This is a genomic window from Bartonella sp. B23 (assembly GCF_053793815.1).
Map to the genome: position 1 here is coordinate 837303 of NZ_CP200033.1, position 24510 is coordinate 861812.

27 protein-coding genes, 1 tRNA gene and 4 pseudogenes are annotated in these 24510 nt (G+C 35.9%); 18 read left to right on the top strand and 14 right to left on the bottom strand.

The features are described from left to right. The first annotated feature begins 109 nt into the window (after positions 1-109). The 4 genes from bet to V4B17_RS03750 all read left to right on the top strand — a co-directional run bounded on the left by bet (position 110) and on the right by V4B17_RS03750 (position 2930). Complete coding sequence (gene bet / locus V4B17_RS03735) at positions 110-889, top strand: phage recombination protein Bet (RefSeq protein WP_455480128.1); 780 nt, start codon at positions 110-112, stop codon at positions 887-889. Position 890: 1 nt separating this feature from the next. Beyond that, positions 891-1514 (top strand): lambda exonuclease family protein, encoded by a 624-nt coding sequence (locus V4B17_RS03740; protein ID WP_455480129.1) that lies wholly within the window; start codon positions 891-893, stop codon positions 1512-1514. A 121-nt stretch (positions 1515-1635) separates the two neighbouring features. Further along, positions 1636-1884: a hypothetical protein gene (locus tag V4B17_RS03745; protein ID WP_455480130.1), complete on the top strand. Its 249-nt coding sequence runs from the start codon at positions 1636-1638 to the stop codon at positions 1882-1884. A 2-nt stretch (positions 1885-1886) separates the two neighbouring features. Beyond that, complete coding sequence (locus tag V4B17_RS03750; protein ID WP_455480131.1) at positions 1887-2930, top strand: tyrosine-type recombinase/integrase; 1044 nt, start codon at positions 1887-1889, stop codon at positions 2928-2930. A 219-nt stretch (positions 2931-3149) separates the two neighbouring features. On the opposite strand, the pseudogene V4B17_RS03755 reads toward V4B17_RS03750, so the two are convergent. The 3 genes and pseudogenes from V4B17_RS03755 to V4B17_RS03765 all read right to left on the bottom strand — a co-directional run. Continuing rightward, positions 3150-3968, bottom strand: a pseudogene (locus V4B17_RS03755) (DNA adenine methylase). Positions 3969-4111: 143 nt separating this feature from the next. Then, on the bottom strand, positions 4112-4318 hold the full coding sequence (locus V4B17_RS03760; RefSeq protein WP_455480132.1) for a hypothetical protein: 207 nt from the start codon (positions 4316-4318) through the stop codon (positions 4112-4114). A gap of 16 nt (positions 4319-4334) precedes the next feature. Next, positions 4335-4718 (bottom strand): annotated as a pseudogene (locus tag V4B17_RS03765) (phage tail tape measure protein); the annotation flags it as partial. Positions 4719-4799: 81 nt separating this feature from the next. On the opposite strand from V4B17_RS03765, the gene V4B17_RS03770 reads away from it, so the two are divergent. The 5 genes and pseudogenes from V4B17_RS03770 to V4B17_RS03790 all read left to right on the top strand — a co-directional run bounded on the left by V4B17_RS03770 (position 4800) and on the right by V4B17_RS03790 (position 8652). Further along, positions 4800-5366, top strand: a complete 567-nt coding sequence (locus V4B17_RS03770; RefSeq protein WP_455479057.1) for a hypothetical protein — start codon at positions 4800-4802, stop codon at positions 5364-5366. A 1006-nt stretch (positions 5367-6372) separates the two neighbouring features. Beyond that, positions 6373-6540 carry a 50S ribosomal protein L33 gene (rpmG, locus tag V4B17_RS03775; protein WP_455480133.1) on the top strand — a complete coding sequence of 56 codons (168 nt, stop codon included), beginning with the start codon at positions 6373-6375 and terminating at the stop codon, positions 6538-6540. Between the two features lie 364 nt (positions 6541-6904). After that, on the top strand, positions 6905-7468 hold the full coding sequence (locus V4B17_RS03780; protein ID WP_455480134.1) for a thermonuclease family protein: 564 nt from the start codon (positions 6905-6907) through the stop codon (positions 7466-7468). 82 nt (positions 7469-7550) lie between these two features. Then, positions 7551-8140, top strand: a pseudogene (locus V4B17_RS03785) (uracil-DNA glycosylase family protein). Positions 8141-8160: 20 nt separating this feature from the next. Beyond that, entirely contained in the window at positions 8161-8652 is a 492-nt protein-coding gene (locus V4B17_RS03790) for an Lrp/AsnC family transcriptional regulator (protein ID WP_455480135.1), read from the top strand. Positions 8653-8700: 48 nt separating this feature from the next. Here V4B17_RS03790 and cobT read toward each other — a convergent pair whose 3' ends face one another. From cobT to glpD, 3 genes are all read right to left on the bottom strand, one after another. Continuing rightward, positions 8701-9687: a nicotinate-nucleotide--dimethylbenzimidazole phosphoribosyltransferase gene (gene cobT / locus V4B17_RS03795; RefSeq protein WP_455480136.1), complete on the bottom strand. Its 987-nt coding sequence runs from the start codon at positions 9685-9687 to the stop codon at positions 8701-8703. A 401-nt stretch (positions 9688-10088) separates the two neighbouring features. After that, entirely contained in the window at positions 10089-11069 is a 981-nt protein-coding gene (gene dusA / locus V4B17_RS03800) for a tRNA dihydrouridine(20/20a) synthase DusA (protein ID WP_455480137.1), read from the bottom strand. A 256-nt stretch (positions 11070-11325) separates the two neighbouring features. Then, the gene (gene glpD, locus V4B17_RS03805; protein WP_455480138.1) at positions 11326-12870 is read right to left on the bottom strand and encodes a glycerol-3-phosphate dehydrogenase; all 1545 of its coding nucleotides are present in this window, start codon (positions 12868-12870) and stop codon (positions 11326-11328) included. Positions 12871-13223: 353 nt separating this feature from the next. On the opposite strand from glpD, the gene V4B17_RS03810 reads away from it, so the two are divergent. From V4B17_RS03810 to V4B17_RS03835, 6 genes are all read left to right on the top strand, one after another. Further along, a complete protein-coding gene (locus V4B17_RS03810; protein WP_455480139.1) occupies positions 13224-14096 on the top strand; it encodes a DsbA family protein in 873 nt (290 codons plus the stop codon). A 251-nt stretch (positions 14097-14347) separates the two neighbouring features. Continuing rightward, a complete protein-coding gene (accB, locus tag V4B17_RS03815) occupies positions 14348-14839 on the top strand; it encodes an acetyl-CoA carboxylase biotin carboxyl carrier protein (RefSeq protein WP_455480140.1) in 492 nt (163 codons plus the stop codon). Positions 14840-14853: 14 nt separating this feature from the next. Next, positions 14854-16212: an acetyl-CoA carboxylase biotin carboxylase subunit gene (gene accC, locus V4B17_RS03820; RefSeq protein ID WP_455480141.1), complete on the top strand. Its 1359-nt coding sequence runs from the start codon at positions 14854-14856 to the stop codon at positions 16210-16212. Between the two features lie 207 nt (positions 16213-16419). Continuing rightward, a tRNA-Thr gene (locus V4B17_RS03825) sits at positions 16420-16495 on the top strand. Positions 16496-17768: 1273 nt separating this feature from the next. Then, on the top strand, positions 17769-18116 hold the full coding sequence (locus V4B17_RS03830; protein WP_455478939.1) for a hypothetical protein: 348 nt from the start codon (positions 17769-17771) through the stop codon (positions 18114-18116). Then, a complete protein-coding gene (locus V4B17_RS03835; RefSeq protein WP_455478940.1) occupies positions 18109-18513 on the top strand; it encodes a hypothetical protein in 405 nt (134 codons plus the stop codon). Before V4B17_RS03830 ends, V4B17_RS03835 begins: the two co-directional genes overlap by 8 nt. A 556-nt stretch (positions 18514-19069) precedes the next feature. On the opposite strand, the gene V4B17_RS03840 is transcribed toward V4B17_RS03835, so the two are convergent. From V4B17_RS03840 to V4B17_RS03875, 8 genes and pseudogenes are all read right to left on the bottom strand, one after another. Further along, a complete protein-coding gene (locus tag V4B17_RS03840) occupies positions 19070-19285 on the bottom strand; it encodes a hypothetical protein (RefSeq protein WP_455478941.1) in 216 nt (71 codons plus the stop codon). Beyond that, positions 19218-19445: a hypothetical protein gene (locus tag V4B17_RS03845; RefSeq protein ID WP_455478942.1), complete on the bottom strand. Its 228-nt coding sequence runs from the start codon at positions 19443-19445 to the stop codon at positions 19218-19220. Before V4B17_RS03845 ends, V4B17_RS03840 begins: the two co-directional genes overlap by 68 nt. Beyond that, on the bottom strand, positions 19442-20104 hold the full coding sequence (locus tag V4B17_RS03850) for a lysozyme (protein ID WP_455478943.1): 663 nt from the start codon (positions 20102-20104) through the stop codon (positions 19442-19444). The genes V4B17_RS03845 and V4B17_RS03850 overlap by 4 nt, the downstream gene beginning before the upstream one ends. A gap of 121 nt (positions 20105-20225) precedes the next feature. Continuing rightward, positions 20226-20384 carry a hypothetical protein gene (locus tag V4B17_RS03855; protein WP_455480142.1) on the bottom strand — a complete coding sequence of 53 codons (159 nt, stop codon included), beginning with the start codon at positions 20382-20384 and terminating at the stop codon, positions 20226-20228. 85 nt (positions 20385-20469) lie between these two features. Further along, a complete protein-coding gene (locus tag V4B17_RS03860) occupies positions 20470-20829 on the bottom strand; it encodes a helix-turn-helix domain-containing protein (protein WP_455480143.1) in 360 nt (119 codons plus the stop codon). Between the two features lie 106 nt (positions 20830-20935). After that, positions 20936-22249 (bottom strand): phage late control D family protein, encoded by a 1314-nt coding sequence (locus tag V4B17_RS03865; protein ID WP_455480075.1) that lies wholly within the window; start codon positions 22247-22249, stop codon positions 20936-20938. Further along, on the bottom strand, positions 22249-22470 hold the full coding sequence (locus V4B17_RS03870) for a tail protein X (protein ID WP_455480076.1): 222 nt from the start codon (positions 22468-22470) through the stop codon (positions 22249-22251). Before V4B17_RS03870 ends, V4B17_RS03865 begins: the two co-directional genes overlap by 1 nt. Then, positions 22470-22604, bottom strand: a pseudogene (locus V4B17_RS03875) (phage tail protein); the annotation flags it as partial. The pseudogene V4B17_RS03875 and the gene V4B17_RS03870, both read right to left, overlap by 1 nt. A 454-nt stretch (positions 22605-23058) precedes the next feature. Here V4B17_RS03875 and V4B17_RS03880 point away from each other — a divergent pair. From V4B17_RS03880 to V4B17_RS03890, 3 genes are all read left to right on the top strand, one after another. Then, positions 23059-23361, top strand: coding sequence for a CopG family antitoxin (locus V4B17_RS03880; RefSeq protein WP_455480144.1), 303 nt, complete (start codon positions 23059-23061; stop codon positions 23359-23361). A 155-nt stretch (positions 23362-23516) separates the two neighbouring features. Then, positions 23517-23675, top strand: coding sequence for a toxin-antitoxin system HicB family antitoxin (locus V4B17_RS03885; RefSeq protein ID WP_455480179.1), 159 nt, complete (start codon positions 23517-23519; stop codon positions 23673-23675). A gap of 29 nt (positions 23676-23704) precedes the next feature. Next, positions 23705-24496 (top strand): ERF family protein, encoded by a 792-nt coding sequence (locus V4B17_RS03890; RefSeq protein ID WP_455480180.1) that lies wholly within the window; start codon positions 23705-23707, stop codon positions 24494-24496. Positions 24497-24510: the final 14 nt, after the last annotated feature.

Consider the following 24510-nt stretch of genomic DNA (forward strand, 5'->3'; position numbering starts at 1 on the left):
CGATAAAATCATACAGCCTCAAAAAATAAACTTCTAACGAACAAACAACCATTTTTAATAAAAGCGTGATTCACGCCACGAGTGAATTGCGCTTAAATGAAGGATCTTAATGACCAATTCTCCATTAACTGCCATGGCGCAAAAATATGGCTTATCCTATGATGAGTTCAGAAAAACTATTATCAAAACCTGCATCAATCATAACTTCTCTGACGAAGAGTTTGTTGCCTTTATCTCTGTTGCCAATAGTTACAGTCTTAATCCGCTAACAAAAGAAATCTACGCACTTCCTAAAAGAGGTGGAGGGATTATACCTGTTGTTTCTATTGATGGGTGGATTAAGATAATTAAATCAAACCCAGATTTTGATGGAATGACCTTCCAAGATCAACTAGACAACAATGGAAATTTAATTGCTATCAAATGCTCCATCCGTTTAAAAAATATTCAAGACCCTATAGAAGTCACCGAATATTTGTCAGAATGTAAACAAAAAACAGATACTTGGCAAAAATACCCCGCACGTATGTTGCGCCATAAAGCTACCATACAATGTGCACGTTATGCTTTCGGGTTTTCAGGCATTTATGAAGAAGACGAAGCCGCACGCATTAATGGCACAAACCACAGCACACAAAGCCAACAGATTTCAAATGAAATGCTTATGCAAATTCAGGAATTAATGGATCAAACACAAACACAAGAAGCAAAAGTGCTTTCTTTTGCCAAAGTCGAAAAGCTTAACGATATCTCTCATGATAAAGCACAAACTGTCTTAGAAGGTTTAAAACGAAAACAACAATCACAAATGGCTCAAGCACAACAAGACGCTAGCATACAAGATACTGAATATGAGCCAATCATGCAAGAACAGGCAATGGCGGTGTAAGATGGAACAAAGAACAGCAGAATGGTTTCAAGCGCGGTTGGGAAAAGTCAGTGCCTCAAACGTTTACAGTGTCATTAACAGAACAGCCAAAGGGCTACCTACAAGCAAATATGACGAATACAAAATCAAACTCATCACAGAACGCTTAACAGGAGAAATAAGCCCACATCATGAAACTGAAGATATGCGATGGGGCATTGAGCATGAGAATGATGCCATAGAAGAATATAACTTCATTTATGATGCCAATGTCACAAGATGCGGTTTTGTACCTCATCCAACAATTGAGATGGCAGGTGCAAGCCCTGATGGACTCATTGGAGAGCAAGGATTAGTGGAAGTCAAATGTCCAAGATCAACAACCCACATTCGCTTTTTTATTGATAGTAAAATCAAGCCTGAATATCTTGCACAAATGCAATTCCAAATGGCTTGTACAGGACGAAAATGGTGCGATTTTGTAAGCTATGATCCACGCTTTATTGGTCAATCATCATATCTACGTCTCAAAAGACAACGTGTCTACCGTGATGAAGAACAGATTGCACACATCAACAAAGTTGTTGAAGCGTTTTTAACAGAGATAGAACAAGACATGACGCAAATATTGACAAAAGCCGCTTAAAATTATGGGAGCGATGTTTTTTCTCCTTTACCAAGTGCTCCCACCCTCTTTCATAACAACTTTTCATTAAACGCGTGTTTCACGCCACAGATAAACTGCATCTAAAATTAGGAGATAAAACATGGCACATCGCCAACCTACCATAACACAACCAGCCATTGCTCGCGCTTTAAGAGAAGCCAAAAAACAAGGCTGCGAACTAATAGAAATCAAGCCTACTGGTGAACTGTTAATCTATCTCAATAAAATTATAACATCAGAAAATACACGAAATGCCTATAGTATCGACGACTTTCCGTCATTTGAAAATGAGCAAGAAGAATATGGCTCCAACAAAACCTGTCGTCCTGTCGATGGTATAAAATTTTAGCCATGCCTAAGCGTCGTCCTCCTCATCTCGTTCGTGAACGCACCCGCCATGGTAAGGTCATATGGTATGTACGTATTGGCCACGGATCACGGTTTCGGATTGAAGGAACCTATGGAACACAAGAATTTGTTGATAATTACACACTGGCCATCAAAGAAGCGCAAAATGGTTCCTCAAAAACCATAAAACGCACCAGACTTACAGAAGGGTCTTTCGATTGGTTGTTGCATCAGTATTTACAAAGCATGCAATGGTATAATCAATCAGAATCTACTAAAAAAGTGAAGTATAGAATCCTGAATAACATTTCTAAACTTATTGGTGATCGTTCTTATAAAAGCATAGAAAAACAACATATTCTTGATGCTGTAGACAGAAGACGTAATACCCCCGCAGCAGCAAAACACTTTTTGAATGCTTTAAGTGGTCTTTTTAACTGGGCAGTTGATAACGATCTTATGTATAAAAATCCTGCCTTTAATATTAAAGCACCAAAATCTTTTAACAGCGAAGGATTACGGCCATGGCTAGAAGAGGACATAGACAACTATTACCATCATTGGTCACATGGTACACATGAACGCGTCTGGATTGATGTTCTTCTTTATACAGGATTGCGGCGTGGTGATGCGGTTCGTATTGGTTGGAAGGATGTTACAGACAACATTATTTATTTAAAAACGGAAAAGAGCCAATTCAAAACAGATGTTTTTCTTCCAATTTTGCCTGAACTCGCAGAGACTCTTAAGATTGGTCCTGTTGGGAATGAAACATTTATTTGCGGAAAAAACGGAAATAGATTGGTTAAAGAAAGTTTTGGCAATCTGTTTCGTGAAGCATGCAATGCAGCTGGAATAAAAAAATCAGCTCATGGATTGAGAAAACTAGCAGCAACACGTGCTGCTAATGCAGGCGCTACAGTTTCGCAAATGAAAGCGCTTTTTGGCTGGACTGAAGATAAAATGGCATCACTCTATACTAAGAGTGCTGACCGCAAAAAACTCGCTTTAGAATCAATCAAAAAGCTTCAAAAAGGTTCGGGATAGACAGCAAAATAAACTAATGGAATCAATGGAATAAAAATTCCCATACTTTTATATAACCTATTGATTTTATTTAAATATGGTGATCCCACCCCCTCCGCCACTGCATTTTTATATGTGTATATAGCTTGCTGCCTCGTTTTGTACAGATTTATTTTTTCACAGGGTTTTCAAGGTGGCTTTTAAGGATCTTCACAGGCCTTTCAAAGAGTCTTTTTTCTATTAAAAATCGCAATTTGTGATGATCAGTTCTTTAGCAATAGCATTATTTGAGCTGCCACATAAATAAGATGTGGTGACCTCTTTTATATGAAATTGACTAAAGGTTTTCCGAATTTTTGGTACGTCATTTAAAGAAAGAAGAAACTTGCCCTTTAATTACGCAAGAATCGTAGCCATCACCTGATAATCTTCTCGTTTAAACAAATCCTTTCCATAGTAATTCTCAGCACCCCAATAAGGCGGATCAAGGTAAAACAAAACGTTTTATTTATCATAGCGAAGAATAAAGTCTGACCAATCTGTATTTTCAATCGCAACCCTTGCCAAGCGCTGGCAAAGAAGCTCTAATGACGCTTCAACCTTAAAATAATTAAACCGTGCACCACAGCTCGTTTCAACGCCAAATGTGCGCTTTACCACCTTGCCGCTAAAACTTGACCGTTGCAAATACAAAAACCGAACAACACGCTCTAAATCGGTTAAATCCTTTTGCTCTTGCCGTGAGAGACGTTGAAATGCCTAACGGATGCTGATTTGGAACTTTAGCATATCCATAAAAGGCCGATAATGGCGTTGCAAAACTCTGAAAAAATTGATCACATCTCCCCTGAGCGATCATTGATGATTTCCACAACTGGTATCAATGTTCTCCTAAAGAAAATTCCTCCCATTCCAATAAAAGTTCAGCATAAGCATTGTGCGGAATCTATTCAAAATTTTGACAAGGATTTTGGCCAATATTCCCTTGCCACAAACATAAACAGCTGCTGGTGTCACAGCAAAAACAGATTGTGATGTTTCTGAATAAATTGTGTCCATAATTTCTTAACTTCTTCCATCCATAAGTGCCTTCTTCTCATTGCTTTGAGTGATAAAAAATGGCTGCAATGTTATGTCTTTTGGCATCGGACAATTTTATCGATAAACTGTTCCCGTTGGCTGGATAACAAGACAAGCCTCTATTACTTACTATTTCCCCTTTCCTTTTCTGGTCCTTCTAGGATAATTTCTGTGGTATAGTCGCTGGCTTTTTCATGGCGATGGGGCACCGTAGAGGCTTTCCATTGTCCATTCATTTCCCCACGAAACCCACAGAGAAAAAAGGTCGATTGGCCATGATTTCTGGGTGAACCTCTAACAGAAACAAACAACTTCCAACAGCACGACAAAGCCTCTCTCCTTTTTTGTAAAAGCATCCTCAATATGCTTTCCGCCTTCCTGAATATGTGTACTCATAAAGTTAAAACCACGGGCAGCACTTTCTGGAACAATACCAGAAGAAATCATTGCCGTACCAAAAGCCGCGATTTCACGTGCCGTGAGCTTAAACATGGTTGCCGCGCCAATGGCACGATTGGTAAAATCGGAAACTTCACTGGCTTTTGCCGTCATATGATTGGAAAGATAATTGATAGCATCGCCTAAATCTTCAATGCCTCTCTGATTCAATTGAAAAACGTTACGCAACTTAGCAAAACACTCACCAATTTGATCACCAGACATATTAAAGGCTACGGCAGCCTTTGCCGCATAAATGCTAAAAGCTTCCAAATTCTGTTCACTAATCCCTGATTTAGCAATTGTGGTTGATTATCCGCCAATGCCATACCACGCAAAATAGACCGCAATTCTAGATGTAAATACTGAGTAATGCGGTTAAAACGTCTTACTGACTCTTCAGACAAACCAATGCAATCCGCTACATGTTTAGCAAAAGGGCAGACATTACCAAATTGCTCTAAAACTGCGCCATCACCGATCAAAGGTCAACTTGCATTTTTGATTTTTTATTCTCTTCACGCTCAATATTGCTTTGATCTGAATTTTGTGCAACACATTAGTTTACAACGCACTGCTCTTGTCAATTATGAAATCGGAGCACACGAACCAGCATCCTCAACAACTAACGCCCATCGTAGGGTCTATAACATTAACCCCCATTGGCTCGTTACGGGTGAAGGAGAAATGTTTCGTGACGTAGATAAAGCGAAAGCCGCTGGTTTTAAACCACAAACTATCCTTGATGAACTCATAAAAAAGCTTGGTCGTATAGCTTATATGACCTATCGTGGTATGAAAATAAAACTCCTCCCTGAAGATATAGCGGAAATCGCGGCGGAACTCTATAGAAAGTTGCAAGAGCTTGTTCAAAACATCAACGATATGGAAAAAATCGAAGCAACTTTTCCTCTTCTAAAACCACACTTAAAACGGTAGATTGAAACTGAAAAGGCACATCTAGAAATCACACAAAATACGGCTTAATGTCCCTCTAAAATACAAAGATGCAGGCGCATTTCTATTTTGCTTTTTTAGTAATTTTAGCTGATTTTGAGGCTAACCTGACTTTTTAGGTGATTTTTTTCAAAGATCTTTCAAATTCGATCTTCCAGGCTTTCAAAAACCTTTCAAAGCCTTTTTTCATTTTTAGCACAAAATTCCGATTTTTATGATTTTTCGCTCTTTTTGGAAATTTTAGATATCAAAATCCAATTTGATAAAACATGCATTTAATAGTAAAAATCGTACATAAAAACAACAAATTAACACATATTCCTAATCAATCCCATCTCTTCCCACTGAATACAAAAACAATTGTCAAACTACACTATCCAAATGGGAGAATTAACCCTTACTATAACACCCTCCAGTCTACCCATCGAACATAATGAGAGTGTAGCTGAAAATTTTATGGCAATACTTGCACTTAGTAATATTTTCCTCTTAGCTTCTATCAGCGTTATAAGCAATTTTGCTAAAAATCGACATTACCCTCTTATGAACTGCGCTATCTTAGGCTGTGTTGGAAATTTTATGATATCATGGATAATAAAATATTAATGAATTTTGATTTTTTTCTCCTTAGAGGCGTATCTGCAAGTTTTTATACAATCAGACCTGCACGCCTAGGTGCGCATCTCAAAGAGCATGAACTCTCTGCCGTTAATTCTGTTTTTATCTTTTATTATGAAATTTCTATGCTCATCTGATCAACCATTATCGGACAATACATGAATATCTTTAAACCATTTATTTTTTCAGCAGCAATAGCCTGTTTTTTTGGCTTATATATTATTTTGATGTTTGTACAATTCATGATAAATTAATCAGCTCTTGACTTTTTTTATAACATCCGTAGTGTTGCCGAAAAATCTGAGTACATTAGAAATAGATTTTGACAACGAAACGATATCGTTTTTAGCATGAGTAGGATTCTTAAATTATGGCTAAGGCAGCAACCATTAAGATCAAGCTTTTGTCAACTGCGAACACTGGTTTTTTCTATGTGACAAAGAAAAATAGCCGTACGATGACAGACAAAATGAGCAAACGTAAGTATGATCCAATTGTAAAAAAACACGTTGAATTTAAAGAAACAAAAATTAAGTAATAAATTGTATCGTTTAAATGATAGATTTTGTAGCAGAAGATAAATACAGTTTTATTGATTCTATCAGGATTGTTTTATGAGATTTTTTTGGTTAAAGAAAGTGGTGTCTCTGTAATTTTTATGCTTTTTGTAGATGTGTGATGATTGGTTTATTTTTTAGTTGCCTATCTACATCATAAGTATTGGAATTGTAAGGTGTTTGGTTTGTCTTAGTGTATAACGAAAATACGGGACGCGTCAAACATAACGGAGTGCCGTTATTAAAGCGAGATAATATTTTCGTCAAAATAATGAAAGTCTTTTGTAAAATTATGTAAGAGATTCTTACTAAAGCAATTGCATTATAGCAGTGATTTTTTATTTCATGAAAAAGAAATTTTCTCGTTTTAATCTAAGAATTTTTAAGTTAGGGATTATCGGTTTTTGCGTTCTTGTCACAGCTATTATTCTCATTGCTGTGACGATTTATTCTGAAAAGACTCAGCCCCACCCTCAAAAGGAAACTTTTATTTCCAAAACGTCTATCAAGGGAAATGCTCTAGTTGTTGATGGTGATTCGATCGTGATTTCTTCTGTCAGGATCCGGCTTTTAGGGATTGATGCTCCTGAACTCCACCAGTTTTGTGGTAAAAAGCAAACGCGTTATCCGTGCGGACTTGAGGCAAAAAGATATTTGAAACGACTCATAGCAAACCAACCAGTTACATGTCATTGGCACAAAAAAGACAAATATCACCGTATTCTTGCGACATGTGGAACAAAACAAGTCAGCAATATCAACGCATCGCTTGTGCGCAGTGGCTGGGCTGTGAGTTACTACGATTATCTTGAAGAAGAACAAGAAGCCAGAAAAAAAAGAAAAGGAATATGGAAATCAAATTTCCAACGACCGATAGAATGGCGAAGAACACATTCTCAAACAAAATAAGAAAAATATTCTTTTTCTAAAACGTATTTTTTAATTTCCTATTTACCAATGAAGAAACCACCCTGTAGTTAAATTACCGAACTTGAAAATTTATTTCTGCCGTGTTTGCATCAAACAACCACATTATCTTTCTTTGCTTTCTCACGAGCCAAAACCTGTAGTTTATTTATCCAACTCAGCTTTAATTGCAATCGCAGGCTAAACACCAGAGTTATGTGTACATGAAACTTCTAGCCCTTTTAATGATCATTCTGGAGAAAGATTGCGTAGTTAGCTCAATGTTACGAAAAAAAAATTTTATAATAAATCCCTCTTTGCTGTTGTTCCTATGAGATTTTATTTTCCAGGCTATAACAAAAATAAATCTGATTTATCACCAAAACGTGAGTAGCACGAAATATGTCATGAGAAGATATTTCACAGTGATGCCACAAACAAAACTTGTTCTTGCTATTGGAAATTACGCACAAAAATGGCATATTACAGAGTTATAAGCATAAAACTGTTTCAGAAATTATCCATGATTGAAGAAATACTCTTTCCATACGCCAACCTCGAAGTTATAGTGTCGCGTCTTTGCCTCATCCTTCATGGCAAAATATTTCTTAGTCACAAAGGTTTAATGATGAGCTTGCTATGTATCTGTGCAATCTAATACATAAGCTTTTATAAACTGAATATTGAGAAAAAACATGGACCACCTTGATAGAAAAATTCTACATCTTTTGCAAGAAAATGCAACACTCTCTGTTGCTGATATTGCAAAAAAAGTTGGACTTTCAACCACTCCTTGCTGGCGCAGGATTCAAAGACTTGAAGAAGATGGCGTTATTCAGCGTCGTGTTGCTGTTCTCTCTCCAGAAAAAGTAAATGCACACGTTACTGTTTTTGTTTCCATTCGTACAAACACACACAGCCATGAATGGTTTAAGCGTTTTGCAAAAATTGTGCAAGAATTTCGTGAAGTCATTGAATTTTATCGCATGAGTGGAGATATTGACTATTTATTACGTGTTGTTGTTCCCGATATTGAAGCTTATGATCTTTTTTATAAAAAATTAATTGCTAAAATTGATATTCGTGACGTCTCATCTTCTTTTGCAATGGAACAGATTAAATATACAACGGAACTTCCACTCAACTATATAAAGTTGCAAGAAAAAACAAGCGAACAAAATTCTTAAAAATTTTTTTAAATATGCTATTATTTTTTAGACGATAGAATCCTTTTGTTAAAAAATTGCCATTTTTGTGTGCGTCAGAATAGCAGCCTTGACAATGCCAGCTGCCATAGCTGCACCCGTTCCTTCACCAAGACGCATCTTTAGATCTAAAAGCGGTTCTTTGCCAATCTTTTTTAAAAGTTTACGATGTGCTGACTCAGAAGAAACATGTCCAACAAGAGTATGATCAAGAGCTCTTGGATGCATTTTATAAAGTACCGCTGCTGCTGCTGTTGCTACAAAACCATCTAAAATAACCGGAACTTTTTCCATTCTTGCTGCTAAAATCGCTCCAACCATAGCTGCGATTTCACGCCCTCCCAGGCGACGCATAATTTCAAAAGGATCATTAAAATGATCCTCGTGTAAAGAAACCGCTGTCTTGACCACCGCTATTTTACGCTGATAAAATTCTTCCTCAGATCCCATACCATTTCCTGTCCATTCCTCAACCTCTCCACCAAACAAAGCTAAACACAAAGCTGAAGCTATTGTTGTATTTCCAATACCCATTTCACCTATACATAGGAGATCTGTTCCACCAGCAATAGATTCCATTCCAAATGCCATTGTAGCGGCCGCACTACGCTCATCCATTGCTGCATCTTTGGCAATATTCATTGTAGGATATTCCAGTGCTAAATCAAATATTTTCAATCCAAGATCATAAGCTATGCAAATTTGATTAATAGCAGCACCACCAGAAGCAAAATTTTGAACCATCTTTTGCGTCATAGATTGCGGAAATGGTGTAACATTTTCCTCCGTAACGCCATGATTACCAGAAAAAATAGCAACTAAAGGTCGTTTTACGATAGGCTTTTCTGTTCCTCTCCAGCCCGCATACCAAACCGCAATATCTCCCAATTTCCCTAGAGCTCCTTCAACTTTCGTTAATTTTTCTTGCCGTTTTTTTGCTAAATTTACAGAAAACGCATCAGAAACAGGTAAATTTGTGAGCAAAGCACGAAAATCATCAAATGGACTAACGGACATGAAGATACCTTTTAAAATCTACAATGTTTAATGAGAATCTTGTCATATATACAGGATATGAATAATTTATTGTTTTTTCAAAGCAGCATTTTAGAAATGTTAAATACTATTAGCAAAATTATTTTTGTACCATATTTTCTAACAGAATGGCTTTTTCAGTGATTTATATATTTAAAATATTATCAATATGTTATTATATATTTTTATATTATAATATTAATATATTTCTATATTGATTAACATTGATCCACACACTGTTGAACATATGGCATTGACATCCTCTTCGTAATAAAGGTGATGGATTTCTGAGATTCACGAATCTTGTTTCATCCAAAATCTTCGTAAAGAGGCAAAACTTCAGGGAATCCAAACTTTAACATATATTAATCTGCAAACTACTGTTAAATGATAGCAGAAAAAGCTTCCTTCAAAACATGCACGCCCGCATCTGTTTTTATTGCATCATTTGATAATATTTTTCGCCATCGACGTGCTCCATCTCGACCATGAAATAAACCAATCATATGACGCGTCACATGAGAAAGCCGCCCTCCTAATGCAATATGTCGATCAGCGTACTCACACATAGCTTCAATAAGATCCCTATCACTAAGATCACTCTGCGGTTCATCATATATTTCAAAATCAATGTATTTTAACAAAGTTGGATCATGATAAACTTGTCGACCAACCATGGTGGCATCACACAAAGTCAAATGCTCTTTAATCTCATAAATCGATTTTATTCCACCATTTATCCCAATGAATTTATTATGATATTTATGTTTTAATTTATAAACTCTTTCATAATTAAGTGGGGGAATATTGCGATTTTCTTTCGGGCTTAATCCTTGTAACCATGCTTTGCGTGCATGTACCCAGAGTGCATCACACCCAGCATTCCAAACTTGATCAGCTAAAATATCTAAAGCTAATACCTCATCTTGTTCATCTACACCAACACGACATTTAACGGTGACAGGTACACTAACTGCTTTTTTCATCTCTTCTACAGCACTTGCCACAACATCAGGATGTAACATCAAACAAGCACCAAATACACCCGCTTGAACACGATTTGATGGGCAACCGACATTGAGATTTATTTCATCATAACCAAATTCTTCAGCAATTCGTGCAGCCTCCGCCAATTTTTTTGGATCTGCTCCCCCTAGTTGTAATGCAATTGGATGTTCTATATTGTTCAAAGCTAATATTTGTTTGCGAACACCATGAATTACAGCATCGGCTACAATCATTTCAGTATAAAGAACTGCTTTTTTTGTTAAAAGACGATAAAAAAATCTGCAATGCCGATCTGTCCAGTCCAACATTGGTGCTACTGCAAATTTTACTGATGATGGAAAACCATAAAATATCATAAGAAGATTACTCTCTTAGCTCTATTAAATGTTTCCCATTCATACATACAAAGCCTCCACTTTTTTTCGCTATGCAGAAAGTTTTACTCTTTTTACTGTCACCTAAAAATACAGCTGCACTATCCGGTATAGTATCTAAGATATTTTGAATTTAATTAAAGGACAAACCAGAACATTACAGAGCTCGTATTGTTATAACGCACCTTTGTTCAATATTTTTAAATGTATTGCGCGAATAGATTCTAAAGTGCTTCTTTTAATTTTTGTGATCATAAATTTTTTCACTTCCTTTTTGGTTTTGCATATAATCAGAAAGCATGCAAGTTTCTTTCTCATTAAACAAAAGTCCAAGTTTTGAACGGCGCCATAATACATCTTCACATGTTTTAGCCCATTCCTTTTCTATTAACCACTTGACTTCTATTTCGTAGAGACCATGTCCAAAATTTTTTCCTTTATCTGCTTTGCCATATGCAAATACCAGCGGTGCCTCAGAACCATAAGACCGCGCAAGTCTGCGGTATGTAAAAGTATCTAAATCTGGAATCAAAAAAGAAATCTTATCTTCAATTATATTTAGCCTATTATATGGAAAATCACCTCCAGGAAGCGTTGAGTTTTCTGTCCATGGTTCTCCCTTTTTTCCAAGTGCTTTTTCAACAAATGTCATTGCGTCCTCTGCCAATTTGCGATACGTTGTGATCTTGCCACCATAAAGATTAAGCATCTTTGGCACATCTTCTGATCCTATTTCTTTCAGAACATAGTCACGTGTGGTTTCTTGTGCTTTTGACGTCCCATCATCATAAAGCGGACGAACTCCAGAATAAGACCAAACAATATTTTCACGTAATACGGGTTGTATGAAATATTTACTCACTGCTGTACAGATGTAATCAATTTCTGCATCTGTAATATAAACATGAGCAGGGTCACCTTGATAGTCACAATCTGTTGTTCCAAGCAATGTAAAATCTTCTTGATAAGGAATAGAAAATATAATACGCTTGTCGTCGTTTTGGAAAATGTAAGCACGATTATGAGCATAAAGCTTTGGAACCAGAATATGAGAACCTTTGACAAGTCGTGGTGATGGATTATCTTTACAGTCCGACACGTTTGCCAAAATGTTCTTAATCCAAGGACCCGTCATATTTGCAATATAAGAAGCCATGACGCAATATTCTTTACCGCTTAATTTATTTCGAAGCATTACAAGCCATTTTTTTTCTTCTCTTTTTAAAGAAAGAACTTCTGTTCTCACTTTTATATCAGCACCATACTTTTCTGCATCACGAGCATTAGCAATGACCAAACGCGCATCATCCACTGTTGCATCAGAATATTCAAAACCTTTCTGATATTCTTCCTTAAGTATAGAGCAAAAATTTTTTGAAAAATTAATTGTTTTACTGCGCCACAATTTTTGATTCCAGTTCCCTAGATGATCATACATAAAAAGACCAAGACGCAATATCCAAGCAGAACGCAATGCTTTATGATAGGGGAGAAGAAAACGTAAAGGACGCACAATATGGGGAGCCATACGCCAAATGATCTCGCGTTCTTTTAATGCTTCACGAACCAACTTGAATTCATAGTGTTCAAGATAACGAAGACCGCCATGAATAAGCTTTGTAGATGCACTTGATGTGCCCGAAGCAAGATCATTCATCTCCGCCAATCCTACTTTAAACCCACGTCCAGATGCATCCCTCGCCAGCCCGCACCCATTTATTCCTCCACCAATGATAAACAAATCATAATGCGTTTTGGTTTTCATAATTTTACTTTTCACCATTTGATTTAATTTGTTCTAATGTGCTCAATAAAGCAACAGTAAAAAATCAATAAAAATGCTCTTAATTGGATTATCAACGTGCTTTTTTCCATAATATATAGTATATCTCAAAAGAACTTTGATATTATCATAGATGCAACCAACGTTTGATAAAAAAAGGGAAATTTAGCTATTAAAGAAAATACTCATAGCAAAACACATATTATATTTATATTAACTCTTCTGAAAGAAAAAATTGATGTTTTCTCTGTAACATACTGGATGTATGCTGCAGTTAGGTGCTTTGTTGCACATAAACAATAGCTTTTATACCCCCTACTCAACTTTACAATAAAAATCATGAAGGCATACAAATGACTCAGCAGTCTCAATACTCAAAAATAATGCTTATTGCAAAATTTTTAGCAACAGTTACGTTAAGTGTTTTAACCTTTTCATCTTCTTTATCAAACGCAACCTCAAATGATAAAATAGCAAATTATTTGAGTTCAGAAAAACTTAAAATGCAACTTCTGGAAGATCTTACTTTTTTATCTAAGCTAAAAGAAAAGCTTGCACTAAGCGTTGACGAAAATGATATTCAAAAAATTGTAAGAAACTATTTGCTCGCTAATCCAGAAATCATGATCGAAATGCAGCTTATCCTTCAAGAAAAGCTGAAAAATAAAATCGAACAAAAAGTTCAAAAACAAGCTTCAGTTATCAATTCGTTTAAAAAAGAAATTTTTCAATCTCCTCATGATGCTGTTTTGGGAAATTTAAATGGTAGAAGAGTGCTTGTTGATTTTTTTGATTACAATTGCGGATATTGTAAGATGTCCTATTCATACATAGAAAATTTAATAAAAGAGTACCCAGATCTTCGGGTCATTATCAAAGATTTACCAATTTTAGGACCTGATTCTATGGCAGCACATAGTGTTGCTTATGCTTTTCGAAAGCAACTTCCAAAGAAATATCCTCAGTTTCATAAAGCACTTTTAACCAATAAAAGTCGCGTCAATGAGGCTAAAGCTATTAAAATAGCAGTTTCGTTAGGAGCAGATGAGAAAAAACTGCGCAATGCAATAAGAGATTCTAATCTTCAAAATTCCTTTAAAAAAAATATTCAAATCGCCTTTGCACTAAATATTACGGGAACGCCTTCTTATATTATTGGTGATAAAGTGCTCATCGGAGCCGTAAGCCAAGATATTTTAAAAGAATCCATAGAAAATACACAGTAAATATATTTTTTTATCTCATCTACTTTAAAAAATACCGTCAATGAAATGATTTTATGCTTTCTCTTTTTTGATAACAGACTTATAAATGCGATCTCATACAGTAGATACCAGTTTAAAATTGTAAACTATAATCTAGAAAAGTAGATAGCTTTTAATAGAAGCCTCAAAAAAGGTCATCCGTAGTCTAAAGATATTCGATCATAAGAAATTAAATAATGACGATCTTCATTGATCAAGGAGTGAGAAATAAAATGTCAACAAAAAAAATGGACGTGGAAAAACATACCGCAATTGATACAAAAGTTATCCGTGACCTTGCTGAGATTTTAAATGATACAAATTTAACGAATATTGAACTTGAACAAGGTGGCCTTCGTATTTGTGTATCACGTCACAACACCTCAGCCACTCCTGAACAGACAATTTATGCTCCCATTCCTGCCCCTACTGTTACTGTAACTTCTCCTCCTGCCCCCACAATTGAAATTCCTGCACAAGAGGACAAATCAAAAAATGCAATAACATCTCCCATGGTTGGAACAGCTTATCTTGCACCTTCACCAGGCGCACAACCTTTTGTAGAAGTAGGCCAAAATGTTTCTGAAGGACAGACGTTACTTATCATTGAAGCGATGAAAACGATGAATCAGATTCCATCGACACGCTCAGGTACGGTGACCACTATTTTTGTGAAAGATGGCCAACCTGTTGAATTTGGCGAACCACTTATTGTTGTTGAATAAAGCGAGGAGCATCTATGATTCGAAAAATCCTCATTGCTAATCGGGGAGAAATTGCTCTTCGCGTACTACGAGCCTGCAAAGAACTCGGAATAAAAACCGTAGCTATTCACTCCACTGCTGACGCTGATGCAATGCATGTTCGTCTCGCTGATGAAAGTGTCTGTATTGGGCCTCCTTCAGCGCGCGATTCTTATCTAAGTATTCAGCAAATTATTGCTGCATGCGAAATTACAGGGACTGATGCTGTTCATCCAGGCTATGGATTTCTTTCTGAGAATGCAAAATTTGCGGATGTTCTAGAAGCTCACAACATCGCATTTATCGGTCCAACAGCTGCGCATATTCGAATCATGGGTGATAAAATCGAAGCAAAGAAGACTGCTAAAAAACTTGGAATTCCCGTAGTTCCTGGTTCAAACGGCGCTGTTACTGAAGAAGCTGAAGCTCTGCGTATTGCTCGTGAGATTGGCTATCCAGTTATTATTAAAGCTTCTGCCGGTGGTGGTGGACGTGGTATGAAAGTTGTTCATTCTGAACAAGATTTTGCTATAGCCCTCAAAACAACCCGTTCAGAAGCGGCAGCAGCTTTTGGTAATGATGCAGTTTATATCGAAAAATATCTAGAAAAACCCCGTCATATTGAAATTCAAATTATAGGTGATGGGGCGGGAAACGCTGTTCATTTAGGAGAACGAGATTGTTCACTTCAACGGCGTCATCAAAAAATATGGGAAGAAGCTACGTCACCTGCACTTAATGAAACTGAACGGAAAAAAATTGGCGCCATTGTGGCAAACGCTTGCGCACAACTTGGATATCGTGGAGCAGGTACTATTGAATTTCTTTATGAAAATGGCCAATTCTACTTTATTGAGATGAATACGCGTTTACAAGTCGAACATCCTGTAACTGAAGCGATTACGGGCATAGATTTAGTTCATGAACAAATTCATATTGCGTCAGGCTGCAAACTTTCAGTTACACAAGATGATATTTGCTTCTCTGGTCATGCCATTGAATGCCGTATTAATGCGGAAGATCCAATTAATTTTACACCATCACCAGGAACAATTACACACTTTCATACACCTGGAGGTTTAGGAATTCGCGTTGATTCAGGCGCTTATTCAGGTTATCGCATCCCTCCTTATTATGACAGCATGATTGGAAAACTCATTGTTCACGGACGTACACGTTTAGAATGCATGATGCGCTTACGGCGCGCTTTAGATGAATTTGTAGTTGATGGAATCAAAACGACATTGCCTCTTTTTCGTGATCTCATTAACAATAAAGATGTTGCAGATGGTAATTATAATATCCACTGGCTAGAAAAATATCTTTCTAACAAATTAACTTTTTTAGATTCGTAATTCGATAGCAAAATAGTAAGTGCTCATCGGCGTTTCTACGAAGTGGCAATATGATCGTAATATCTAAAATTGCTACAAGCGATAGTGAAAAAACAAAGAGGCTGATCATTTTATAATCTATGATACAAATTTCTAAAAATATCCACCAAAATTGATGATTTTCTATTTTCCTTTTTGTAAAGTTTGTGCTACTCCCTGTGTGCTTATGCCCTTATAGCTCAGTTGGTAGAGCACCTGATTTGTAATCAGGGGGTCGGGAGTTCGAGTCTCTCTGGGGGCACCAATATTACAAATATTTTTCTTTATTTTTTAAATAGTTATTTAAAATCATAAAAAAATAAACCGCCTTTCGTGATGTTGTTACAGTGCCATCAGACAGCACCATGGTAGTGTAAGATTATGAATTGCCTCTTCTTGTCAAGGTATTTTTAGCAATACAAAACACTCAAATTTTTTCCACATGTGGACAACTTCCAAATAAATGTCTTTCTTCCAATCCTACCAAAATTAAAAGAATAGAGGCAAAGGAATAATTATTGAACATCCCCCTATAAAGTACATCTTTTTTCGCCGAGTTGTTCTATTAACGCTCTAAATTTTTCTAGGTCATGCTGCGAAAAAATTTCTATCGCCTTATCAAACGTACCATACATACATCTGGTAATTAGATGGATTAGGAGGAATTGTAATTCAAATTTTATACAATATTCATTATCATAGGTTATGATTTTTTCTGCTAAAAACAATTACATTGGTGTACTTATGCTGGTCAATCTATAATCTATAATCAGGGATCTTAAAAAAGCTGACATCATTACAGTACCTAAAGAATCTGTAATCAATTCTATACAAGCTCATGCAAAAGAAATTAAGGTTGTATTCAATTTTTCTGCAAATGAAGACTTATTTGCTATTAAGCCCATTTCATCTATAAATATTTTTGATAATGGAGATGAATTCACAAAAGAGAATAAAGATCTTTTTCTACTTATAAGAGCGATTATAAAATTAAATAAGGGTGTAAAGGCGCTGGACGTATTTCTTACTTAAAAGTATTTCAAAAAATTAATATTACAAGCTTTGTTAAAAACGAAAACAATGCTGATGTTTGTGTCTTACTAGACTTTGCACCGCAGTCTACACAAGATTCCTTTAAAAACGAATAGGCTAAACAAAATGAGTGGTGGAAAACGCATCTATGTTTTGAAACTCCTTATGAGCCATAAGCATTATTCGCCGATAAATATTAAATCAATTTGTGATAAAATTTACCATTACCTTTTTTAAAAAAAAGAAGATATTCAGATTAACTTTCATATAAAAAAAGGCAATGCTGACCATATGATTGATACAATAAAAACACAAGAACTGCCCCATTCAGATAAGAAAAATTTTAATATCAATCATTTAAAAACCCCATTTACTCTTTCTTATTATTTTACAAAGATTGAAAAAACAAAAACTCCAAAAGCACAGTAGAAACGTTTTATTGCGCTAATAAGCGTACTGTTATACCATTTTCAAAATTTATAAATATCAATCCAATCAACGGGAAAATGATGATATTTTTATTAGAATCTTCTTTTTTGGATAAGCATGTTAACGATGAAAAAAATGAATTTTATATCAATGAAAAAAATTCTGACTTAGAAAAATCATTAAGTTGGGCTAATATTAATAAAAATTTAAAAAGTGTTTTAAATGAAATTATTGACACTAACTTCCAAGAAATTAGAGAAATAAAGAGGAATTCTCTTAAAACAGTTGTTAAAGAATATCCTTATTTAGCAGAATTTTTAAATGGAAATGATATGATTGGTGGCATGTTTCAAGAAGATCAATTTATTGAAAAGGCAGAAAAAATATTAAAAAGAAAAATTATCCCTCAGAAAAGAGTTGCGTAACGGTAAAGAAAAAGTAGAAGAAAATTTACAAAAAGCACAAAAATTCGCTAATCTAGAATTAACCCAGTGCATTGAATTTCGAGATTATACTCTGCAGAGATTTGATAAGTTAATACAACCTGAAACTTTAGAAAAAGAGATTCATAATTTATTTATTCTTCAAAGAAGGTTAGCAAATAAAACTTCATCATTGCCATTAAGAGAAAATAATTTATGGTTGCTTGATGATGAATTCACGAGTTATGACTATTTGCAAGGCAAAGAAGGAACAAACAAATTTCTTTCTCAAGTTAGTTTACTATCTGCAGACTCTGAAGACGATATTCAAAAATTATCTAATCATCCTGATGTAGTTGTTTATTTTGATTCTACACAAGAAAAAAACGAGCTGTTTTAATGGAATTTAAAAGACCTAAAGCAAATTATAAAACTGATGGCATTGTTCAATTAAATCATTACGCTCAAATTCTCATACAGAACGGTTTAAGTGAAGTATATATGTGTCTTATTGCTAAGATAGATAATGCTTTTGAAAATGCGCTGCATCTTACATATAAATTTTCTCCTATTTTTTTCTTCAACAGAAAAAATTTACCAGCGTAGTTTACTTCCTAACTTAAATGCTCATCAATAAGTTATTTCGTCAAAAGCTATTATCGGAAACACAAAAGCACGGAATCATATTTTTATGAAAATTATTAAAAAAGATCCCCTACGCCATCTATCAACATAAGACTATAAAATATTTTATCACTCAGCTCCTTGAAAACCACTGCTTCAAATAAACAAAGATATCATTTAGTGCATCCATAAGGCGTGCAAATTCAAGAATGAATAAAAAGATGGTAAATACGATCCATTTCATACAGCGAGATACCACTTTTATACTTTGGTAAGTAACAATCATCTCTTGGAGTATTTCTTTTTATGATTCCATAAGATCTGTTGTTTTCTCAGCCTTCTTTCTGGCCATGCTTCCACCCGCACAAGCACTCGCCTTGCTTGTTATGCTTTAAGATATCTCTTGCTAAGTTTGAGCTGATAACGTTCAGATCTTGCTTACCTAAGTAAATGGGCATCCAACCTAGACAGGAAACAGACCTATTTATCGCGCAACCAGTCAGAGAGATCAGCACGCACATCAGCATCACTTTTCTTGTTAATTTCATTTTCCACCTTAAACCGTGTTGCTGCTGATTCTAAAGCTTTCTTTGTTTGTTTCTGTTGTCCAAACTTCTTTCCAAGGTAAAATGCTTTCACTATAGCCATAGAAAAAGCAGCAAAAGCTGCCATCATAAGTGTTAAGTTTTTCTTTACCCGCCAGATCATAAGCGTTGCTCATGAAAACGTTTGGCTATAAACATAACACCGATACAGGCAGCTATAATCATAATGGCTGCAAAAGCCCATTGAACTGGGCCATTGCCTGCCAATAAGCCTCCAAGTCCAGAAAAAGAACCAATAATTGGTGCAAGAATTTCTGCTTTGAAAAAACCTGTTGGTTCTTTTGTTTCTACCGGTTGATAATTTGAACAAACATAAGACCCCTTTGCCCATAATCCCGATTCTGCTGCACGACGATTAACAAGACCTTCGAGACATTGTCCTCCTGCTTTTGTCCATCTCTGTAATTCGGTTGGAACAGATTCATAATCACTATTATTGAGCTTTTTTAAAAGCGTCGAATTGCAAAAAGCCGTTGCCCCTACATTATAACAAAAAGACACCAATGCTGAAAATTGCTCATCCGTTAAAGGGACAGCGACTGCTTGCTCAACAGTATTCTCAAATTGTTTTAAATCTTGGCAAAGAATGGTTTCTGCTTCTTTTTCTGTGATACTCATACCTTTACGCACCAAAGGTTCTCCAGCAGCGTTGGTATGGCCATAACCAATTGTCCATACACCAATAGCATCCTGATAAGACTGTAATCGCAGTCCTTCCCATTGCTTAATGAGCATAAGCCCCTCTTTCGATATTTTTCGCATTGCTTCCCTCCATAAAAAAAGCCCCGCAAAACGCGGAGATAATTGACATATTTAAAATTCATTTTCCCGTCCTTTAACAGCGAGAGAAGATAAAACTCATTGATAAGGGTTAAGATACTTTCTAAAGTGGGTCTTCTAAACTTGGATCATAAGCTCTCAGCAAAGAATCGACGCTACGAGGAAACTCCGAATCTCCAAAGTCTGTAAGAATCGCTAGAAGCTTAACAATATGTGTATTTTTCTTGATCTTTGAAACCAAAGCTTCTTCTACTATGCTCATGATATTGACTATAGCATTGCATTCCTTTGTATATAAAATGATAGAAAATTTATTAAAAAAATAAATAATATTTTCGCAAAATAGATTAAGTTTGATAGTTTGAACTTTCTAATATCTGTCTAATCTTTAATATTTTTTCTTCTGAAAGGCTATCAATTACTCTAACGAACATGCCAATTGTTTCACGATGAAGAGGATTAGAGGTTTTTACCTTAAAGCTTTTACGGCAAATATCAGCGTCTTCTCTCAAGAGATCTGCAACTTCCTGATTTAAATTATATGCTTCAATTATTTTTTCTTCCATTTTAGGAGGAATAGGCTTTTTTCCAATTTCTACAGAAGATAGAAATGCTGAGGATACACCTATTTTTTTAGCCATATCAACAAGACGTTCGACACGGTCAATGCGGAATTTTCGTAAACTCTTTCCGAAAGAAGTTAACATATGGACAATCTACATTCTAATAATCATTAACAGTATATTTATTATCACAATTCAGATGTTATTTTAAAATCAAGTTACAAAATTTTATGCTTTTTTAAAAATTATATTACACATCTTCCTCATCCATATGGATGACATCTTCGCCTTCATCATATGCCGTGGTGGAGTGAGCACTTGGGTCGATAATGTCATCTTTGTCTGGTGTTATATTGGCAATATTCCCTGCTGGATCTTCCTGTGCTTTATTAAAGAGCTCGCATTCTATATTTGTGGTGTAACCACCAGTTTTATCAAGTTTGTGCTTAACGCTTTTGATCCGCCATTCTGCTGGAATATAAGGTCGGAAAGGCGGCTCTTGGATCAGCTTTGCTTCTGCTTGAACAAAGGGGTTGCCACCCATGCTACACGAAAAGGATGCTTGTCCACGCGAGGATCTATTACGATAAGCAGCAATTGCTGCAACAGCTTCTGATTGATTATGGTAGGTATATTTTAATTCATGAAAGGGTGCATTCCCAACTTTGACCTCTTTTTTTTCACCACTGCGCAAATCATGGTAGCTAGCAATCACACCACCTTTTTTCTCTTCCTCTTCTTGGTTAGATTCTTGTAACCCTTTTTCTCTTCTTTTTAGCTCAGGTAATGCTGGAATATCGCTTTTATCCATATGGATGAGATCAGAACTGTCATCAATCTCTTCTGGTGCTCTTGCAGCAGAAGCAGCTTTTTGATCGTCACCCACATCCGTTCCCAAGCCATTGGCTGCCCCTGCTTCCTCACGCGCACTGTACTTAAAATCCCAAGAGCTACACATTTGTTCATGAATGGAAACAATAGGAAGTGGCTCACCCGTAATGGCTATGCCAAACCCACGCTTAGCAAGCACAAGTTTTCCATCAACAGGTTTTGCAACAGCATCATATGCTTCAGCAAGGCGTGCAGCAAAAGCCATATCACTTTCCGACGTTTGGTCAATGTGACGCACAACAATTTTTGCAAGAGCAGGATCAATCTTTGGGATGTAACCATTGCGTCTTGCGATCTCTTGAACAATGCTTCCTAATGTTTGCTGGTGATAAGATCGGCTTTGAGGCGTTCGGTAAGATGTGTTCATTGATGCTGCATGGCCAGTCACACTTAAACTTCGTGGTGGATTGCTAACGGATATTTCATCTATTAAGTAGCTCCCCATATCGCGTGTTTGACCACCTTCATAGCCTAATGTCACAGCAGTCACTGTTCCAATTAAAGGAATATCAAGAAAGCCATTATCGCTATGACGTGCACGATCATCAAGCTCTATGGTGATGCGATCACTTTTTTCCTCTGCTTCATCCGTAATTTTAATGGACAAAACATAATCCATTAAAGAGCTTGTAATGTCTTTTCCATTGGCCATAACCACACAAAAAGGTTTCATTATCCGCTGCCCCAAATTCTGATTACTGGTGTCGCTTTTGGATAAAGTAAGGAAGGCAAAACAATTGTGATCCCTGCTGGTAACATTGTCCCATAATCCGCAAGTCCAGCATTGGCTGCATAAACACGCTCAACAGCAAGCGCCTGTTGACCTTTGGGGTAATACTTCCAGCAAATAGCATCAACCATATCACCATCTTTGGTGATGTAAAGATGACTCATTAATCACCACCATATTCTTTCAAGTGCACAGTAAATTCTTGTTTTTTGGGTGTGCCATCATAATGAAAAACACTTTGCTTCTCAGAAACGGAAAGGATAACAAATTTGCCTAAAACCCTTCCATGCCCCATCACAGAGAAATTAAAGTTCCGTATATTAAAACACGCTCAGTAGCTGTTGTCTTGCCTACCTTGAGCAATGAAACAAAGCTCTCTCTTATCTTCTCTCGAGGGTGCATAAAGGATTCTGTTCAATAATTTGATTTTTATTGTATTTGTGGATACATTTTAATATACATATGTTATGGCATTAAATATTAAAATTCATGGCATAAACTGGAATAACGAAAACTGGTCTAAATGCGCTAAACACGGTGTCTCCCAAAAAGAAGTCGAGTATTTGTTTACCAATTTTGATATTTTTTTCATAGAGCACTAACCTAACATCAAAGAAGAATTCTTCAGAGATATTGGAAAAAATTATAATGAACGATACATTTTTTAGTTTTTACCTTAAGAACGATAAATAACAAATTATTCGTGCGCCCTGTTAGTGCCCATTATATGCATCAAAAGGAGATCGATTTTTATGAAAACCTCTAAGCTAAAAAAAATACCTGTTTTCAAGACAGATGAAGAAGCGGAAAACTTTGTGGATACTGCTGATCTTACTGATTATGATTTAACTAATTTTAAGCCTGTTCATTTCGAATTTTTACCGAAAGAAACGTCTGTTAACGTTCGATTACCTCAAGCACTTATGAAAGCGTTAAAGGAAAAAGCTAAAAGTCAAGCCATTCCTTATACACGTTACATTCGATATCTAATCGAACAAGATTTACAAAAAAGTCATCGGAACAAATTTTACCTTCATAAAACAGGCAAGATATGAACAATAATCATTATACATATCGTGTTTTATGGTCATGCGAGGATGAAAAATATGTTGAATTATGTGCGGAATTTCCATCCCTTTCATAGTTAGACGTTCAAGCAGAAAATGTTTTAAAAAGCATTATGAACCTCGTTTCAGAAATTGTTAAAGACATGCAATACAATAGAGAAGAAGTTTCCATATCTTTGTCGCATGGCAAATATAGTAGTAAGTTTCATCTAAGAATACCATCAGAACTCCACAGACAATTGGCAATTCAAGCTGTCGAAAATGGTGTAAGTTTAAGTAGATACATTTCTTCTAAACTGTAGCTTCTGAAGGAAATAACATGAGTGGCCATATGACCACCGAGATCCTTGATTTACCCAAAACTCAAACAGAAAAAACCAAAATCGATAATATACCTGTATCTCAAACACATGCTTTAAACAAAATTCTAGATAAAGCGTTAGCAAATGATGTGGATCTGGATCGGCTAGAGCGCCTCCTTGCTTTAAGAGACAAAGAGATAGAAAGGCATAATTATGAAAACTTTGTTTCTGATCTTTCTGCAATGCAAATAGAGTATCAAAACATCTCAAAAAACACTAAGAACACCCATACAAATAGTACATGTGCCACACTTGACCAATATATTGATGCGGTAAAAGATACTCTTTCAAAATATCGTTTTGCTTTGTTTTCTCATATCAAAGACCAAACTCACGATCATATCATCATAGAAATGACTTTAACGCATCCATCAGGCAACAAAATATCAACACACGGAAGATTCCCAATAGACGTTAAAGGATGCAAATCAAACATACAATCTATTGGATCAACAATTACCTACGCGCGAAGATACCTGTTGGGAATGTTGTTAAATGTCGCAAGTGCAGAAGAAGATACAGATGGAAATCCCACAGAAATTTCTAAACTCGCATCTAGTGAGCGACTCAAGGAAATAAATCGATTAATCAAAGACACAAACTCGGAGACAGAAAAAGTGCTTTCTTTTGCAAAGGTGCAAAACCTAACCGATATGTCAGAAAAGAAGGCGCAAATTGTTTTAGAACATTTGAAGAAAAAACAACAAGTTCAAGATATCAAACATGAGCCAATCAAGCAAGAGCAGGAAGCGGCGGTGTGATATGGAACAAAGAA

Bases quoted from the DNA above. Each gene is read 5' to 3' on its own strand.
- bet (WP_455480128.1), top strand. From the start codon at position 110: ATGACCAATTCTCCATTAACTGCCATGGCGCAAAAATATGGCTTATCC.
- V4B17_RS03740 (WP_455480129.1), top strand. From the start codon at position 891: ATGGAACAAAGAACAGCAGAATGGTTTCAAGCGCGGTTGGGAAAAGTC.
- V4B17_RS03745 (WP_455480130.1), top strand. From the start codon at position 1,636: ATGGCACATCGCCAACCTACCATAACACAACCAGCCATTGCTCGCGCT.
- V4B17_RS03750 (WP_455480131.1), top strand. From the start codon at position 1,887: ATGCCTAAGCGTCGTCCTCCTCATCTCGTTCGTGAACGCACCCGCCAT.
- V4B17_RS03770 (WP_455479057.1), top strand. From the start codon at position 4,800: ATGCGGTTAAAACGTCTTACTGACTCTTCAGACAAACCAATGCAATCC.
- rpmG (WP_455480133.1), top strand. From the start codon at position 6,373: ATGGCTAAGGCAGCAACCATTAAGATCAAGCTTTTGTCAACTGCGAAC.
- V4B17_RS03780 (WP_455480134.1), top strand. From the start codon at position 6,905: ATGAAAAAGAAATTTTCTCGTTTTAATCTAAGAATTTTTAAGTTAGGG.
- V4B17_RS03790 (WP_455480135.1), top strand. From the start codon at position 8,161: ATGGACCACCTTGATAGAAAAATTCTACATCTTTTGCAAGAAAATGCA.
- cobT (WP_455480136.1), bottom strand. From the start codon at position 9,687: ATGTCCGTTAGTCCATTTGATGATTTTCGTGCTTTGCTCACAAATTTA.
- dusA (WP_455480137.1), bottom strand. From the start codon at position 11,069: ATGATATTTTATGGTTTTCCATCATCAGTAAAATTTGCAGTAGCACCA.
- glpD (WP_455480138.1), bottom strand. From the start codon at position 12,870: ATGGTGAAAAGTAAAATTATGAAAACCAAAACGCATTATGATTTGTTT.
- V4B17_RS03810 (WP_455480139.1), top strand. From the start codon at position 13,224: ATGACTCAGCAGTCTCAATACTCAAAAATAATGCTTATTGCAAAATTT.
- accB (WP_455480140.1), top strand. From the start codon at position 14,348: ATGTCAACAAAAAAAATGGACGTGGAAAAACATACCGCAATTGATACA.
- accC (WP_455480141.1), top strand. From the start codon at position 14,854: ATGATTCGAAAAATCCTCATTGCTAATCGGGGAGAAATTGCTCTTCGC.
- V4B17_RS03830 (WP_455478939.1), top strand. From the start codon at position 17,769: ATGATGATATTTTTATTAGAATCTTCTTTTTTGGATAAGCATGTTAAC.
- V4B17_RS03840 (WP_455478941.1), bottom strand. From the start codon at position 19,285: ATGAAATTAACAAGAAAAGTGATGCTGATGTGCGTGCTGATCTCTCTG.
- V4B17_RS03845 (WP_455478942.1), bottom strand. From the start codon at position 19,445: ATGATCTGGCGGGTAAAGAAAAACTTAACACTTATGATGGCAGCTTTT.
- V4B17_RS03850 (WP_455478943.1), bottom strand. From the start codon at position 20,104: ATGCGAAAAATATCGAAAGAGGGGCTTATGCTCATTAAGCAATGGGAA.
- V4B17_RS03855 (WP_455480142.1), bottom strand. From the start codon at position 20,384: ATGAGCATAGTAGAAGAAGCTTTGGTTTCAAAGATCAAGAAAAATACA.
- V4B17_RS03860 (WP_455480143.1), bottom strand. From the start codon at position 20,829: ATGTTAACTTCTTTCGGAAAGAGTTTACGAAAATTCCGCATTGACCGT.
- V4B17_RS03865 (WP_455480075.1), bottom strand. From the start codon at position 22,249: ATGAAACCTTTTTGTGTGGTTATGGCCAATGGAAAAGACATTACAAGC.
- V4B17_RS03870 (WP_455480076.1), bottom strand. From the start codon at position 22,470: ATGAGTCATCTTTACATCACCAAAGATGGTGATATGGTTGATGCTATT.
- V4B17_RS03880 (WP_455480144.1), top strand. From the start codon at position 23,059: ATGAAAACCTCTAAGCTAAAAAAAATACCTGTTTTCAAGACAGATGAA.
- V4B17_RS03885 (WP_455480179.1), top strand. From the start codon at position 23,517: ATGCAATACAATAGAGAAGAAGTTTCCATATCTTTGTCGCATGGCAAA.
- V4B17_RS03890 (WP_455480180.1), top strand. From the start codon at position 23,705: ATGACCACCGAGATCCTTGATTTACCCAAAACTCAAACAGAAAAAACC.